The 15,331-nt window shown below is 62.7% G+C and carries 20 protein-coding genes; 4 read left to right on the forward strand and 16 right to left on the reverse strand.

Translation table 11 applies throughout. The features are described 5' to 3' along the window. Positions 1-6 precede the first annotated feature (6 nt). On the forward strand, positions 7-741 hold the full coding sequence (locus ACWNC0_RS21755; RefSeq protein ID WP_449474519.1) for a YggS family pyridoxal phosphate-dependent enzyme: 735 nt from the start codon (positions 7-9) through the stop codon (positions 739-741). On the opposite strand, the gene ACWNC0_RS21760 is transcribed toward ACWNC0_RS21755, so the two are convergent. Then, complete coding sequence (locus ACWNC0_RS21760) at positions 719-3,508, reverse strand: TonB-dependent receptor (RefSeq protein WP_449474520.1); 2,790 nt, start codon at positions 3,506-3,508, stop codon at positions 719-721. The genes ACWNC0_RS21755 and ACWNC0_RS21760 overlap by 23 nt on opposite strands. Positions 3,509-3,694: 186 nt before the next feature. Next, positions 3,695-4,354, reverse strand: a complete 660-nt coding sequence (pdeM, locus tag ACWNC0_RS21765) for a ligase-associated DNA damage response endonuclease PdeM (RefSeq protein WP_449474521.1) — start codon at positions 4,352-4,354, stop codon at positions 3,695-3,697. 65 nt (positions 4,355-4,419) lie between these two features. Between pdeM and trhO the strand changes: the two genes are divergently transcribed. Beyond that, positions 4,420-5,235 carry an oxygen-dependent tRNA uridine(34) hydroxylase TrhO gene (gene trhO / locus ACWNC0_RS21770; RefSeq protein ID WP_449474522.1) on the forward strand — a complete coding sequence of 272 codons (816 nt, stop codon included), beginning with the start codon at positions 4,420-4,422 and terminating at the stop codon, positions 5,233-5,235. Here trhO and ACWNC0_RS21775 read toward each other — a convergent pair. The 3 genes from ACWNC0_RS21775 to ACWNC0_RS21785 are packed head-to-tail and all read right to left on the reverse strand — an operon-like array spanning position 5,232 to position 7,009. Continuing rightward, a complete protein-coding gene (locus ACWNC0_RS21775; protein WP_449474523.1) occupies positions 5,232-5,942 on the reverse strand; it encodes a M48 family metallopeptidase in 711 nt (236 codons plus the stop codon). The genes trhO and ACWNC0_RS21775 overlap by 4 nt on opposite strands. Next, positions 5,923-6,348, reverse strand: coding sequence for a YcgN family cysteine cluster protein (locus ACWNC0_RS21780; RefSeq protein WP_449474524.1), 426 nt, complete (start codon positions 6,346-6,348; stop codon positions 5,923-5,925). Before ACWNC0_RS21780 ends, ACWNC0_RS21775 begins: the two co-directional genes overlap by 20 nt. A 4-nt stretch (positions 6,349-6,352) precedes the next feature. After that, the gene (locus ACWNC0_RS21785) at positions 6,353-7,009 is read right to left on the reverse strand and encodes an SCO family protein (RefSeq protein WP_449474525.1); all 657 of its coding nucleotides are present in this window, start codon (positions 7,007-7,009) and stop codon (positions 6,353-6,355) included. A 46-nt stretch (positions 7,010-7,055) separates the two neighbouring features. On the opposite strand from ACWNC0_RS21785, the gene ACWNC0_RS21790 reads away from it, so the two are divergent. After that, entirely contained in the window at positions 7,056-7,679 is a 624-nt protein-coding gene (locus ACWNC0_RS21790) for an ankyrin repeat domain-containing protein (protein ID WP_449474526.1), read from the forward strand. A gap of 293 nt (positions 7,680-7,972) precedes the next feature. Further along, entirely contained in the window at positions 7,973-8,206 is a 234-nt protein-coding gene (locus tag ACWNC0_RS21795) for a hypothetical protein (RefSeq protein WP_449474527.1), read from the forward strand. A 24-nt stretch (positions 8,207-8,230) separates the two neighbouring features. Here ACWNC0_RS21795 and ACWNC0_RS21800 read toward each other — a convergent pair whose 3' ends face one another. The 11 genes from ACWNC0_RS21800 to ACWNC0_RS21850 all read right to left on the reverse strand — a co-directional run bounded on the left by ACWNC0_RS21800 (position 8,231) and on the right by ACWNC0_RS21850 (position 15,298). Continuing rightward, entirely contained in the window at positions 8,231-8,740 is a 510-nt protein-coding gene (locus tag ACWNC0_RS21800; protein ID WP_449474528.1) for an MmcB family DNA repair protein, read from the reverse strand. A 91-nt stretch (positions 8,741-8,831) separates the two neighbouring features. Further along, positions 8,832-9,479, reverse strand: a complete 648-nt coding sequence (locus ACWNC0_RS21805; RefSeq protein WP_449474529.1) for a cell wall hydrolase — start codon at positions 9,477-9,479, stop codon at positions 8,832-8,834. 181 nt (positions 9,480-9,660) lie between these two features. Continuing rightward, complete coding sequence (locus ACWNC0_RS21810) at positions 9,661-9,999, reverse strand: DUF1491 family protein (protein ID WP_449474530.1); 339 nt, start codon at positions 9,997-9,999, stop codon at positions 9,661-9,663. Then, entirely contained in the window at positions 9,989-10,528 is a 540-nt protein-coding gene (locus ACWNC0_RS21815) for a PaaI family thioesterase (protein ID WP_449474531.1), read from the reverse strand. The genes ACWNC0_RS21810 and ACWNC0_RS21815 overlap by 11 nt, the downstream gene beginning before the upstream one ends. Next, positions 10,446-10,913, reverse strand: coding sequence for a PTS sugar transporter subunit IIA (locus tag ACWNC0_RS21820; protein WP_449474532.1), 468 nt, complete (start codon positions 10,911-10,913; stop codon positions 10,446-10,448). Before ACWNC0_RS21820 ends, ACWNC0_RS21815 begins: the two co-directional genes overlap by 83 nt. Before the next feature lie 137 nt (positions 10,914-11,050). Continuing rightward, positions 11,051-11,656 carry a ribosome hibernation-promoting factor, HPF/YfiA family gene (gene hpf, locus ACWNC0_RS21825; RefSeq protein WP_449474533.1) on the reverse strand — a complete coding sequence of 202 codons (606 nt, stop codon included), beginning with the start codon at positions 11,654-11,656 and terminating at the stop codon, positions 11,051-11,053. A gap of 80 nt (positions 11,657-11,736) precedes the next feature. Next, positions 11,737-12,429 (reverse strand): DNA polymerase III subunit epsilon, encoded by a 693-nt coding sequence (dnaQ, locus tag ACWNC0_RS21830; RefSeq protein ID WP_449474534.1) that lies wholly within the window; start codon positions 12,427-12,429, stop codon positions 11,737-11,739. 34 nt (positions 12,430-12,463) lie between these two features. Then, entirely contained in the window at positions 12,464-13,057 is a 594-nt protein-coding gene (gene coaE, locus ACWNC0_RS21835; RefSeq protein ID WP_449474535.1) for a dephospho-CoA kinase, read from the reverse strand. A 5-nt stretch (positions 13,058-13,062) separates the two neighbouring features. Continuing rightward, on the reverse strand, positions 13,063-13,884 hold the full coding sequence (aroE, locus tag ACWNC0_RS21840) for a shikimate dehydrogenase (protein ID WP_449474536.1): 822 nt from the start codon (positions 13,882-13,884) through the stop codon (positions 13,063-13,065). After that, positions 13,881-14,474, reverse strand: coding sequence for a Maf family protein (locus ACWNC0_RS21845; protein ID WP_449474537.1), 594 nt, complete (start codon positions 14,472-14,474; stop codon positions 13,881-13,883). Before ACWNC0_RS21845 ends, aroE begins: the two co-directional genes overlap by 4 nt. After that, positions 14,471-15,298 carry a pyruvate, water dikinase regulatory protein gene (locus tag ACWNC0_RS21850; RefSeq protein ID WP_449474538.1) on the reverse strand — a complete coding sequence of 276 codons (828 nt, stop codon included), beginning with the start codon at positions 15,296-15,298 and terminating at the stop codon, positions 14,471-14,473. The genes ACWNC0_RS21845 and ACWNC0_RS21850 overlap by 4 nt, the downstream gene beginning before the upstream one ends. Between the last annotated feature and the right edge of the window lie 33 nt (positions 15,299-15,331).

The raw sequence follows: 15,331 nt of genomic DNA on the forward strand, positions 1-15,331 counted from the left end.
GCCCCCATGACGACCGACAGCATCGAAGCCGCGAACCGCCTGCACGCCGTGCGCGAAACCATGGGCCGCGCCGCTCGCCTCACTGGCCGCACCGCCGATGACATCACCCTCATCGCTGTTTCCAAGACTCAGGATGCCGCCGCCATCCTCCCGCTGATCGCCGCCGGGCAGCGCGTCTTTGGCGAGAACCGGGTTCAGGAAGCGCAAACCAAATGGCCTGCCCTCCGCGAGCAAACGCCGGACATCGCCCTGCACCTCGTCGGCCAGCTTCAATCCAACAAGGCCGGCGACGCCGTCGCCCTGTTCGACGCCATTCATTCGCTTGATCGCCCTTCCCTGCTCACCGCGCTCGCCAAGGCGATGGACGCGGCGGGCAAGCGCGTCCCCTGCTTCATTCAGGTCAATATCGGCGCGGAAGAGCAGAAAGGCGGCTGCCCGATCGCTGAAACCCCAGCGCTGATCCGCGCCGCACGCGACGCCGATGTCCCGGTCGCAGGCCTGATGTGTGTCCCGCCCGCAGACGTAGAACCCGCGCCCTATTTCGCGTTACTGGCAAAGATCGCCCGTGATGAAGGTATCGATCAGCTTTCCATGGGCATGTCAGGCGATTTCGAAACCGCCATCATGCTGGGCGCAACCCACATTCGCGTGGGCACAGCCTTGTTCGGAGAAAGACCCTCTCCCGCCCGCCCTGTTCCGACGAGCGGGAGAGGCATGATCAGAAACTCCCGCGAAGCGTGATGCCGTAGGTGCGGGGTTCAGCCAGATAGGCCGAGATCAACTGGTTTGCCATCGGCGCGCCCAGAGCAAACTGGCCGGTCGTCGATGTTGACGGGCTGCTCGATTGCAACGGGCTGCTGAAGGCCACTTGGGTATAATCCTGGTTGAAGATATTCTGGCCCCAGAATTCCACCGCCCAGCGCTGCTGCGGCCCACGGATGCCGACACGTGCATTGAACACCGCATAACCATCCTGCCGCTTTTCGGGGAACAGGTCCGACCCGGTGTTAAAGTCGCTGGTCATGCGGCCGTCGATGTACAACAGCGCCGACAGCCCGGTAGAGCCGATCTCCGGCGTCCATGAAGCGCTGACCGTGGTAACCACTTCGGGCGCCTGACTGTTGATCGATCCCGGCAGCAGGAACAGCGCCGGATCAAGCGGCACCGAACCATCGCCGCTGCCCACCAGCCGGTTGGCGAACTTGGCCCGCGCATAGGTCAACCCGCCCGACACGCGGACGTTGCGCACCGGCGCCGCCGCCAATTCCAGCTCGACGCCTTGGCTGATCAGCCCCGGCCCCACATCGCCGCTGTCGCATGTGCGGCCCGCGACAAGCGATCCATCGCAGCCATTGATATTCTGGACCACGAAGCTGGTGCCGTTGAAGGTGTTTAGCTGGAAATTCTTGAACTCTTGCCGGAACGCCGCGATGTTCACGCTCCACTTGAGCTGGCTGTATTTCAGGCCCACTTCGAACGCATCGACCTTCTCCGCAGCGAAGCGCAGGCTGGTCACATCCGCATTGCTACGTGGCGAAAAGACAGCGGGAACCGGGTTGAGCCCGGTCGATCCCAGCTGGAAGCGATCAAGATTATAACCGCCCGCCTTATAGCCCTTCGAATAGCTGCCATAAACCAGCATCTCATCCAAAGGCTTCCACGACAGCACGGCCGTGCCGGAAAACTCGCCATTGCTGATCTTGTCATTGAGGTTCAGCGCGTTCAGCCCGGTCGAACCGTTGCCCAGACAACCCAGCGTCAGGATGCCCTGCGCCAACGCGGCTGCGCTCCCCAGCGCGGGGGTGGTGGCGATCTCGAACAGATCGTTCAGCGCCCCTGGATTGCGCGTCTGCAACGCGGCGCAGGTCCCATTATTATTGTTGAAATCTGCCGAGAAACGCTTGCTCTCATGCGTGTAGCGCAGGCCCAGGGTCAGATCGAGCTGCTTGGTGATGTGGATGATGTTGTGGGTGAATAGCGCCCAATTCTCGCTCTTCTGGTGATAGAGCGAGGCAACATCGCCGGTGCCGCCGGGAATCGCCGCCAAGGCGCGCAGCCCGTCCCCCAAGCCAGTTGAAAGCGCGCCCGCAGCGCCTGCTCCGATAGCGGGCGTCAAACCAGCATTAAGCTGCGCCTGCGTCCCGGTGATCAGCGCCTGTGTCGCCAGACCGCTGCCACACGCTGCCAACTGCTGCGCCGTCAGGTTGCTGTTGACCCCTGCGCCCGCCATCAGTCGGCACGCAGCAAAGCGGCCATAGTCGTCGCCGAAGACAATATTGTCCTCCAGCGTCAGCTTCTCATGCGCATAATAGCCGCCAACCAGCCAGTCGAGCACCTCGCCAAAGGCAGAACCCTGTGCGCGCAGCTCCTGCGTGAAGGTGCGGAACTGACGATAGGTATTGGGATCGCGATACAGCAGGTCCGCCCCGCTATAATCATAATCGCCATAATCCTGGCTCTTATAATCGCGATAGGCGGTGATGCTGGTCAGCTTTGCGCCGCCCAGATCATAATTGACTTCACCCGACAGACCCCAATCCTTGACCTTGCTGACATAGTCGCGCCCGGGCGTGATCGTCAGTTCGCGGTCATAGGGATCGGCCGCGAACACGCTGCCCTGTCCGGCAAGGATCGCCGCGATGCGGTTGAACGGCGCGGTGCTGTATCCGCCACCGGCGACCGGCCGCCGCTCGCGCGTTTCGATATAGGCCGCGCCGCAGCAGCTTTCATCGCGGTTGGTATAATCGCCGATCAAGCGGATCGACAGCGCATCATTGGGCTCGAACAGCGCCTGTCCACGCACGAAATAGCGATCGCGATCGTTGGTTTCGCCGACCTTGTTGCCGCTCGTATCCACTAGGTCGTAAAAACCGTCCCGCTTCGACCACACGCCATCCAGGCTTAGCGCCAGCTTGTCGGAAACAGGCCCGGTGATACGCCCCGCGAGCCGCCAATAATCATAATTGCCGTAGGTGACCTCGGCCTTGCCCCCCAGTTTGAATTCGGGCGCCTTGCTGATGACGTTGATCATACCTGCCGAAGCGTTGCGTCCGAACAGCGTACCCTGTGGCCCGCGCAGCACTTCGACCCGCTCGATCTCGCCAAGCTCATTAAGCCCCGCACCCGTGCGGGAACGGTAGACGCCATCGATGAACAGCGCGACCGAGCTTTCAAGGCCCGGATTGTCACCCACCGTGCCGATGCCGCGAACACGGGCGGACGCATTGGCTTCCGACCCGGTCGATGACACCAGCAGCGAAGGCGCAAGCTGGTTGAGCGCGCGGATGTCGCTCGCGCCGCTATTCTGCATCGCCTGAGCGGAAACAGCCGATACCGCGATGGGCACGTCGGACAGAGGGCTGGGGCGGCGCGTCGCGGTGACGATGATGATGCCATCATCGTCCGCCGCGCCGTTCTGCGGTTGCGCTTCCTGCGCCTGGGCATGGGACACCGACCCGGCCAGCGCTATCATGCCAGCGGACAACAGCCAGAGATTTTTCTTGTTCATGGGACCCTTTCCTCTCCTTCAGCGCATGATTTTCTCATGTCGACTTTAGGAGTGCGATTATGCGGACACAGCAGGCCGAAGGCAAGGCAACCGAGCCTTTCCAACCCTTTGCGTCCGGCGTTTGACCTTATTACCGGCTTCTGTGTCTTAGCAGCAACAGCTTAACGCCAGGTTTCCGTAGCGTTTCTAGCCAAGCGGAAAGCGCAGCATCCTGTCCGCGACCGGCACCATCGCCATGGCGCCGGGACCCACCGCGCGGCGGATTTCTCCATGGCTTGCATCCAGTCCACCGGTGAGCGCGCCCAAGGCTGGCAGGATCAACTTGGATGATGATCCCACAAAGCAGCGCCGCGACACCCTTCGCCCCCGCACCGACAGCCGCAGCTTCGGGTGAAAATGCCCCGAAATCTCAGGCCGCGGATCGACCGGATCAGCCTCATGCCGCAGCCAGATGCCATCGACCTCGGCCTCTGCCATTCGCCGACCGCCTGGTGTCGCATCCATGCCCGCATCGTGATTACCGGTAATCCACAGCCAATCGAGCCGCGCCGTCAGCGCCTCAAGTCGTTCACGCGCCCTCACCGGCAGCCGCGCCGCCCCATCCGCATCGTGGAAGCTGTCACCCAGCGACCAGACGGCCTTTGCCCCCGTCCGCGCCACCAGCGCCTCAATCACGTCCAGCGTCGCCTGACTATCATGGGGCGGCAGGAACTGGCCGAACCGGCTGAACCAGCTCGCCTTCTCGAAATGCAGGTCCGCGACCAGCAACGCCGACCGCGCGGGCCAGAACAGCGCCGCTTCAGGCAAAGCCAGAAACTCGTGACCCGCGAACGAAAAGGGAACCATGGCCCGCCTATGCGCGCTCGCGCCCGCCCTTTCAAGAGGGCTGCGAAGTCGCTATGGCGCCCGCTATGGCTCCGCCCTTCACCATCGCCGCGCTCTACCGCTTCGCCAGCTTCGCCGATCCAGAAGCGCTGGCGGCACAGCTGCGCGACCTCTGCGGGCAGCTTGGCACATGCGGCACGCTGATCCTCGCCCGCGAGGGCATCAACGGCACGGTCGCGGGCAGCGAGCAGGCGATCGACGCCCTCCTCACCCTTCTCCGCACGCTTCCGGGCTGCGCCGATCTGGATGTCAAATTCGCCACGGCGGACGAAGCCCCCTTCGCCCGCATGAAGGTCAAGGTGAAGGCGGAGATCGTGACCCTGGGCGCAGGCGATCTCGACCCCGCCTCCCAAGCCGGGCGCTATCTCGACCCGTCTGAATGGAATGCGCTGATCGCCGATCCCGACACGATCGTCATCGACACGCGCAATGCCTATGAAGTCGCCGTCGGCAGCTTCGACCGCGCGATCGATCCCGGCACCCGATCCTTCCGCGAATTTCCGGCATGGTTTGACCGCTTCGCCGAGCAGCTGCGGGAAGAAGGCCGCGAACCCCGCATCGCCATGTTCTGCACCGGCGGCATCCGCTGCGAAAAATCAACGGCACTGGTGCGCTCACGCGGCTTTGAAGATGTCTATCACCTGCGCGGTGGCATTCTGCGCTATCTGGAGGAAGTGCCGGAGGACCAGAGCCGCTGGCAGGGCGACTGCTACGTGTTCGACGAGCGGGTGTCGGTCGGCCACGGCCTCGCCCCCGGCAATCATGTCATCTGCCGCGACTGCGGTCTCGCCCATCAACCTGATGCCGCGCATGAGTGCCCGGCGGGTGACGCCGCACCCTAAATCATATAGCGATGCAATCCCGCCCCATGCTCCCTTAACCAGGCGCGAGCAGGCTTGGGGTCCTCCCCCAATATTCGCGCATGGGCCGCATGAAATGCCGGGCTGTGATCCATGTGCAGCAAATGAGCGAGTTCATGCGCCACCGTCGCCCGCCGGACATGCGGCGGGCACAAGATCAGCCGCCAGCTATAGCGGATCGCCCCGCTCGACGCACAGCTAGCCCAACGACTACGCGGATCGCCAATGCCGACCGACGCCACGATCAAGTCATGATCGCCCGCCATCGCATGGCTCTCCTCTTCCAGCACCGCCCTCGCCCACGCCTTCAGCCAGCGCAGCACACGCGGCCCGACCGACTCGCGCTCGCCACCCAGCATCAGCCGATCGCCCTCGATCCGCACGGTGCGCGACGCATCCGCCATCCAGCAGATCCGCACCTCCCGCCCTTCGAGCGGAAAGCATGTCCCATCCTCCAACCGCACCGTTGCAGGCCGCGCCGCCATCTGCGACCGGACCCAGCCCTCATGCCCCTGCGCCCATCCCAGCGCCCGGTTGAGATTGGCCCGCATCGGCAGCGACAGCCGCAACTCCCCGCGCGCATGATCCAGTGACAGGCGGTAGGCCTTCGCCCGCGCTGAACGGCGGATTCGAACCGGAACGGCAATGCCGTCGATAGTGATGCTGTTGTCAGAGTTCCCGGTCGACAAGATGATTTTCCCAATCGCCCGCGTCCGCCTCGGCAATCGTCCAGCCGCGCACCGACTCCTTCGCGCGATGCACCGCCTCGCGATCGCCGCTGATCAGATAGTGCCAGGACGGCAACGGCTTGCCCTCACCCCGCAGCCGATAGGCGCAGGTCCGCGGAAGCCAGCTGATCGTCTTCACCTTCTGCGGGGTCAGCCGAACGCAATCGGGCACGAACCGCCGCCGTTCGCTGTAATTGCTGCACTGCCCGCTATGCCGGTCGAGCAATCGGCAGGCGACGTTGGTCGGATAGACGCGCCCGGTATCCTCATCCTCCGCCTTGTGCAGGCAGCATTTGCCGCACCCGTCGCACAGCGCTTCCCACTCCACGCGGTCCAGCTTGTCGAGAGGCTTTTCCCAGAAGTTCAAACCGTTACTTGACCCATTTTTCCAGGAAGGCGCGCACATTGTCTCGTCCTCCCTCATCTTGGTCCGGCGTCCCCGGATCGTCCACCGGCACTAGCGCCACGGGCTGGCCGTCCGGCCCAAACAAATAGGGCGTGCGTGTGTGGCTGACCAGATACTCGCTGTCGCCCTTCGCTTGTTCCTTATTAGCGATGACGACGAAATCCTTTTCCACCTTGGCGATTTCCTCGGGCGTGCCGGTCAGTCCAATCAGCTTGGGGTGAAACGCCGCCACATAAGCCTTCAGCACCGCAGGCGTGTCACGCTCCGGATCGACGCTGATGAAGATCGGCTGCACCTTCGCCGCCCGCTTCGCATCCGCCTTCTCGAACTGCGAAAAGCCCTGCATGATATGCTGCAAATCCAGCGGACAGACGTCAGGGCAATAGCTGTAGCCGAAATAGACCAGCCGGTACTTGCCCTTGAAATCGTCCCACCGCACCTTCTTCCCATCTTGGTCGGTCAGGGTGAAGGGCGCGCCGATCCGCGCCCCGGCGAGATCGCCGCGCGTCCCTTCCATCTCGCTTGATGCATTGCCGCCAGCACCCATATTGCAGGCGGCCAGCAGGGCGGTGAACGGCAGGAGGAGGGAACGGATCGCTTTGTTCATGGCGCCGCCAGCCATGCCCTGCTATGGGCGCTATTGCAAATGCCAACGGGGCTTAAGGACGATGATGAAGGCTTTTCCGGCTTGGATAGGCGCGGCTCGCGCAGCAGCTCTGGCGCTGACATTGCTGTCGCCAATCGCGGCGCAGGCGCAATTTTCGGACAGCTATAATTTCCTGAAGGCGGTCAAGGACGCCGACGGGCAGAAAGTCACCGACCTCATCCAGAAGCCCGGATCGACCGTCATCAACAGCCGCGACGTCACCAGCGGTGAAACCGCGCTGCACCTCGTCATCGCCCGTCGCGACAATACCTGGCTGTCCTTCCTGCTCGCCAAGGGTGCCAATCCCAACCTTGCCGACAATCGCGGCAATACCCCGCTCATGAACGCGGTGCAGGCCCGGTTCGAAGATGGCGTCCGCACCCTGCTCGCGGGCGGTGCGCAAATCGACAAGACCAACGGCAGTGGCGAAACTCCGCTGATCCGCGCGGTGCAGATACGGGACATCGGACTCGTCCGCCTGCTTGTTGCGCAAGGGGCTAATGCAGACAAGCGCGACACGATCGCAGGCATGTCCGCGCGCGACTATGCGGAACGGGATGCGCGCACCTCCGGAATTGTCGAGGTGTTGGCGGCATCGAAGCCAAAGGCCGCGCCTTCGGCGCCGGTGCAGGGTCCAACCTTCTAGGACAACCGGGTCAGACGCCTTCCTTGCGCCTGTTTTAGGGAATTGTGCCCTATATCGCGCTTACTTAACCCCGCTCGGGCTGTCCGAACGAGTCACTTGCCTCGTTCGAATGTCGAAGCCCTTTCCGTGTTCTGAAAAGAAGGGGAGCCCTTCGACAAGCTCAGGGCGAACGGTGAAAACGCATTTCATTGGAGGCACGACGCTCCAGCCTCACGTCAAGCATGCCACATCTTGTCTCACGCCCCCCGCCTTCCCATCTCCTCTCCATGATCCCAAGCCCGGAGAGGCAGGTTATGGAGCGCAAGAACGACATCGAGAAAGCCTGGGAACAGGCCCTCGGCAATATCTTCCAGCCCTATACGCATGCACCGCATGAAACGAAGAAGGCGCTGGAGTCATTTCATACCGGACTGAACAACAGCAGCTATGACATACGCCGCCACATGGCGCGGACAGCAGCGCGGCAGGGATCGACGGCGCTCCACCGATTCCTGGCCGATGAATATTGGGGTACGCGCCCCCGCTGACGCCTCATGGTGGATGTCCTTACGTCACCATCCCAGTTCGGCGGCATGATCGGGATCGGCCAATGCAGTCAGCCGCCGCGCCGCCCGCCGTGCAAAGCGCAGGGTCTCCGCTTTCCGTCGTGCCGCCGCGAGCGGTTCCACGGGCGCAGGCCGCAGCAATTCGGCATCATATTGATCCGCGACGATCAGGCCGGTGCGCGCTGGCCATAAAGCCTCGCTGTCGAACAACGACAGGTCAAAGCCGGAAGGCACCGCCCAGAAGAAGCGATCGCAATAATCGAGATAGTCCGGCCATTTCATGTCACCCAGCAGGTCGGCGCGGCTGCACTTGATCTCGACGATGCTGATCCGCCCCGCGCTGTCCAGCGCCATGATGTCGGCGCGGCGCCCATTGGGCAGCGGCACTTCCAATATCCCGCTCATGTCATGGCGAAAAAACAGCCGCAGCGTGCCACGCGCCACGGCCAGCGCCGTGCCATCGGTTAGGGGAGAGCAATCCCGATCGGGGGCGGGCATGGAAGAAACCGGACTCATGCTCCTATCTTAGAACAAGAAGGGAACAAAAGAAAAGGCCGATTCAGTTTCCTGAACCGGCCCGCTGTCCTTGTGATGTGCGACCCGAGGATCAGCGATAGAAAATATGATTGTCGATCGAGGCCAGTTGGCGCTTGCCCCAGCTCGGCGACACGCGGCGGGCATGGAAGAACAGGGCGCCTTCGGCCTTGCTGTTCCAGCTGTCCTGCATTGCGATCTGCGCGATCGCGACAGCATTGCGCCAGCTTTCGCTGGCCATCGGGATTGCCGGCATACCACGGCCACGGACAAAGCTGAATTGGCCCGGCTGATAGACGACGCCGCACAGGCTGCTGGCGAAACGGCCCGACTTCACGCGATTGATGATGACGCGGGCAACGGCCAGCTGGCCTTCCAGGCTCTCGCCCTTCGATTCGAAATATACCGCGCCAGCCAGGCATTTCATGTCGCTGTCCAGGTCTTCGGCTGCACCCTGTGCATCGACCAGAGCGGACAGATTGTCGGCACGCACATCGGCGCTATTGGAAAGATCGGCCAGCGGCTGGGCGACTTCGCGCGGCGCGGCAAAAATAACAGCGGGCTTGGAAGCCGCCGGAGCTGCATTCAGCTCTTGATTCCCGGCAAGGGATACGACCGAAGGAGCGACTTCGCTAGCGCTCGACATGTCGGCCGCCGTAACCGCGACGGTGGCGGTCAGGGCAAATGCCGCGGCAGTCGCGGCCTTCAAACGGAAACTCATTACAACTCAGAAACATGCGGTTCTTGGCCAGGGACGTCGGGAAAAACCCCATCACATAATCGACGTCAGGCCGCCCCCCGTCTGCGTGTTTACCTCGCCCGCCCCCCACGGGCGAATTTGGCAACCTGCGCGTTAAGCGTTGGGTGGGGCCAGTGCCTTTCCATCTGTTCAGAGTCAACGATCAACAGATCGTTTCAGCGGCGAACCGTTCCGCATCCGCGATATCGAGTTCCACGACCCACAGATCGGGGTCTGATCTGCGACGCCTCGCTATATATTGATTGAGGGAATCGGTTCCCTCATCCGGCGCGGGTCCGCAACGCTCCAACCTATATCCACCGGCAAAGTCGGAAACCCGTTCGAACAGGCCCATAGCCTGCCCTCTTTCAGCGGTTTCGATAAGGATTGCGCCGCTAATCTCGTCACCCTTGACCAGTACCGTGGCGAATCCGCCTGCCCCGGCCGCGCGCCTTACCAGCACGCCAACCAGCATCGCGCTGGTCAGCCGGTCAGCCTGCATAGCCCGGCAGCGAAGACAGCGGGAATTGTGACCGCATGAAGGTGCCCGTTCCCCGGCCTACCTCTTCGCCGTCCATGTCGATCAGGCTCGCTTCGGCGACGAACACCCGCCGCTTCCCGCTGATCCACCGCCCTTCGGCCCGAATCCGGCCCGGCCCGATCGGGCGAGTGAACAGCAGGTTGAAGGCGGTCGTCAGCAGGAATCGATCGCTGACAAGGCTGTTCGCCGCATAAAAGGCGGCATCGTCCATCATCTTGAAATAGACGGTGCCATGAACCGCGCCCGCCGCGTGGAACTGTTCTTCATCGACATCGAACTCGATGATCGACCGGCCGGCCTCGGGAATCGTCAGCTCCGACCGGAACATCCGGTTGATCGGCGCGGAACGGTAGAGATTCTCCAGCGCACGGAAATGCGCCGCCTCGCCGCTCGGCGCGCCGTCCACCTCAGGCGGCGTCACGCGCTTCGCCACCGGCCAGCAGCGCGTGCAGCGCCTCCGCCGACTTCGCGCCACGCAGCCGGGCGACATGCCCCTCATCGCGCAGATAGCGCGACACGCGGGCCAGCGTTTTCAGATGTTCCGCGCCGCTATCGACCGGCGACAGCAGGGCGAAGACAATGTCGACCGGCGCATCATCGACCGCGTCGAAGGCAATCGGGGGATTGAGCAGGACGACGACGCCCCTCATCCGGTCCAGACCGGGAATCTTCGCATGCGGGATGGCGACTCCGCCGCCAAAGCCGGTCGACCCCAGTCGCTCGCGCTCGAAAAGCGCTTCCGATACCGCGCTCGCGTTCAGACAATAGGCGGACGCCGCCAGTTGCGCGATTTTCTGGAACAGCGGCTTCTTGCCGTTTGTCGAGACCTCTGTGGCAAGTGCCTGCGGCGCGACGATGTCGTTGAAATGAACCATGACCAACCTGGAACAGCCGGCATGCGCGCTGCCCCTTAAAAACCGCGCTTGTCCGGGGATATAAAGCCCGGCCCCATAGGCTGCCTGCCGCTCTGGGTCAATGGCAGCCGGGGCCGGACCCCAGTGTCAGGCACCTGTCAGGCGCGCGCTTCCAACCGCGGTTCCACCCAGCCAATCGTCCCGTCGTGGCGGCGATAGACCATGTTATAGGCGGCCGTTCCGGCATTCAGGAACAGCAGAGCATTGGTGTTGCGCAGGTCCAGCATCATCACCGCATCGGACACGCTGGCTTCAGGAATATCGACCCGCGTTTCCGCCACGATCAGCGGCGCGTCGGCCGGTTCCTCCTCCTCCGGCGACGAAGCAAAGATGGTATAGCCCGCGCCGTCCATGCCGTTCAGCTCATATCCATTGGCCCGCTGAGCCTCCGCCGCAATGGCTTGAGGGTGGCGGTCCTTCAGGCGTCGCATGTACCGCCGCAGCTGCCGTTCGATCTTTTCCGCGGCCTGGTCGAAAGCCGGATGCGCTTCCTGCGCTTCACCGGACCCTTTCAGGATCAGGCCGGTCATCACATGGCAGACGATATCGCAATGGAAGGCGCCGTGCGGCGCGGGCCGGAACGTGACATGAGCGGAAATCGTGCGCGAAAAATATTTCTCGGCCATGGCCTCCAGCCGGGTCGCGACATGCTCCTTTAGAGCGTCGCCCGTATCGACCTGATGCCCAGAAACACGAATATCCATATGCCTTCTCCTTGTTCTTGCCGGGCTGCAGGAGGCAGTCCGGGTGGGCGAAGCGTGAAGGGCAGTATGTCAGCCAGCCTTCAAGCCTCCTCCAGCCAGAGCGGCTTTTCCAGCGTCGCGACAAACGCTGCATGCCTCTCCAGCTCCATCGCGCTGGCCATGAAAACCCGCGCGGGACGAACAGGGCGAACCGCGATACCGCTCGCAAGTTCCACCCGAATGGCGTCTTTATCCTCCTCTTGTGCAAGACCAAGGCCGATCTGACGGCCGCCGGTCAGTTCGATATACAGCTGCGCCAGCAATTCAGCGTCCAGCAAAGCGCCGTGCTTGATGCGATGGCTGCGATCGATGCCATAGCGTGTGCAGAGCGCATCCAGGCTGTGCTTGGCGCCCGGATGCATCTGCCGCGCGATCGCGACCGTATCGATCATCCGGTGCAAGCCCACTTCCGGCAGGCCGCACAGTTTCAGCTCATGGTTGAGGAAGCCGAAATCGAACCGCGCGTTGTGCGCGACAAGCTGGCTGTCCTCCAGAAAGTCCAGCAACTCCTCCACTCCATGAGCGAAGAGCGGCTTGTCCTTCAGGAATATGTCCGACAGCCCATGAATCGCCTCGGCGGCGGCGGGCATCGCCCGCTGGGGATTATAATAAGCATGGAAGGTGCGGCCCGAAGGCACCCGGTTCACGAGTTCGATACAACCGATTTCCACGAGCCGGTCGCCCGATACAGGGTCAAATCCAGTCGTTTCGGTGTCGAAAATAATCTCGCGCATGGACCTCTTCACACCGACTCTGCCGGGTTTTTCCTTATCGACCTGTCTTTGATCCAAGGCAAGCCGCCAAGCGCCTCACCTGTGCCCGCGTGGCGGCAAATGTGGTGCCTGTATAGATGATATAGTCCGCCCGCCGCCGTTTTTCAGCATCGGGCGTCTGCAAGTGCAGGATTCTGCGAAATTTCGCCGCCGTCATACCTTTGCGCGCCAACACGCGCTTGCGTTGCTTCCAGGCGGGCGCCGTCACGACGATGACTCCCGACAGCGTCCGCTCCATATGGCCTTCGAACAGCAAGGGGATATCCAGCACGACGAAGGCGCGCGAGCGGTGGCGGCGCAGGAAAGCCTTCCGCTCTTCCTTGACCGCCGGATGAACGATCTCCTCCAGCGCCTTCAGTTCCTGCGGATGCCCGAACACCGCCGCGCCCAGCTTCCCGCGATCCACGCCTCCCGGCCCCGTCGTTCCGGGAAAGCGCGCCTCAATCGCGGGCAACAACCTGCCGCCGGGTCCCTGCAACCGATGCACCTCGGCATCCGCATCGAACAAGGGCACGCCTTTCCGCGTCAGCATGTCGGCGACGGCCGACTTCCCCATGCCGATCGATCCGGTCAGCCCATAGACTTTCATGGCCTTCAGGCCGCCAGCAGCAGCGCGCGCAATTCATCGTCCCGGTCGCGCGGCGCTTGCGCATCGAAGAAAATATCGAACGCCAGCGCGGCCTGCCCGATCAGCATCTCCAACCCATCCAACGCCTTCAAACCCCGCGCCCGTGCTGCCTTGAGCAGCCCAGTCTCCAGCGGCGCATAAACGATGTCATAAACCGTCGCATCGCAGGCCAGCGGCGATAGATCGAGATCAAGCACCGGCTGCCCCACCATGCCGAGCGAACTGGTGTTGACCAGAAGATCGGCCGCCGGAAGCGGATCACCCATGCCGATCACCCGCCCCTTGACCTTGGCGCGGTCCAGCAACGCCTGCCCCTTGGCTGCATCGCGCACCATGACGGTGATGTCCTCCACCCCCAGGCTCGTCAGCGCAAACAGGATCGCTCGCGCCGCGCCGCCCGCGCCGACCAGTACGGCGCTTCTCCCCGTCCACTTGTCGCGCAGTAGCGGCTGGAGGAATCCCCCCGCATCGGTATTGGTGCCGATCAAAGGTCCGCCGGTCTCGCTGGCGATCGTGTTCATCGCCCCGATCCGCTCCCGCACGCCGCCCGGATCATCGGTATAATCCATCACCGCGATCTTGTGCGGAATGGTGACATTGCATCCCAGCCAATCGGGATCAGCCCGCCTCTCCAGAAAATAGGCGGCCAGACCCTCGGCCGTCACATGCGTCTTGCGATATTCCGCCTCGATCCCCAGGCAATCGAGCCAGAAATTGTGGATCAGCGGCGATTTGCTGTGCGCGATCGGATCGCCGATCACTTCTGCATAAGGGAGCTTGTCGGTCATGCTGGCAGAACGCCCCGGACGCGTAGAAAGTCAAGCAGCGGCAGCAACGGCAACCCCTGAATCGCGAACTGGCTGCCCTCAACCTTGCTGAACAGTTGCACACCCGGTCCCTCGATCCGGTAATTGCCGACGCACCAGCGGCAATGCTCCCATTCTTCGTCCAGATACTTAGCTATGAAACTATCTGACAACGTCCGCACCGTCATCCGCACCCGCTCGACATGCCGCCAAATCGGCTCGCCATTCAGCGCGATCACCGCCGCGCTGTGCAGATGATGGACCCGCCCCGACAACGACCGCAAGATTTGCTCAGCATCAGCGCGGTCCACCGCCTTGTCGATCATGCTGCCATCATCCAGGCTCAACGTCTGGTCGCAACCCAATATCAACCCGCCCGGCACGCGGCGCGACACCCGCAACGCCTTCAATTCCGCCAGCGCATCGGCCAGAGCGCGCGCATCCAGCCCATCACCGCGCAACGCTTCTTTCGCCGCTTCTTCATCGACACCGGGCGACATAGCCTCGAACGGCACCCCCGCCGCCTGCAACAACGCCCTGCGGCTCGCGCTTTGCGACGCCAGCACGATCATAGGTCACTCCCCTCCGCCAATACGCGGTCGTTGAACAGATTGATGATAGCCGCCGCCGCTTCCTCGATCGACCGGCGCGTCATGTCGATCACCGGCCAGCCATTGTCGGCGAACATCCGCCGGGCAAAAGCCAATTCCTCCTGCACCTTATCCAGATCGACATAACTGGTTTCCGGCGCCTGATTCAAAGACAGCAGCCGGTTACGACGTATCTGCACCAGCCGCTCGGGACTGACGGTCAGGCCCACAACCATCGGATGCTTCAACCCGTAAAGGCTACGCGGTGGCGGCGACTGCACCACCAGCGGGATATTCGCCGTCTTGTACCCACGGTTGGCGAGATAGATGGAGGTCGGCGTTTTGGACGCACGCGACACGCCCGCCAGAACGATGTCGGCCTCCTCCCAATTCTCATGCCCCACACCATCATCATGAGCGATGGTGAACTGGATCGCCTCGATCCGCGCGAAATAGGCTTCGTCTAGGATATGTTTGCGCCCGGGCCGGTTGCGCGTTTCCTGCCCCAATATATTGGACAAAGCGTCGGTCACGCTGTCCAGCGCCGCAACATGCGGCAGGCCGAGCGCCCGGCAGCGCGTTTCCAGCCGCCGTCGCAACTGATGATTGGACAATGTGAACAGCACCAGCCCCGGATTAGCCGCAATCTCTTCCATGATCCGGTCGAGATGGACATCGGACCGCACCATCGGCCAGAAATGGCGCACCGCTTCCACATTTTCGAACGCGCCGATCGCCGCCTTGGCAATATTTTCCAGCGTCTCGCCTGTGGAGTCAGACAGCAAATGCAGATGGATACGCGACATGACGCATATCTCTGTGGGGAGCCTGTGGATAAA

The organism is Sphingobium chungangianum (assembly GCF_977014255.1).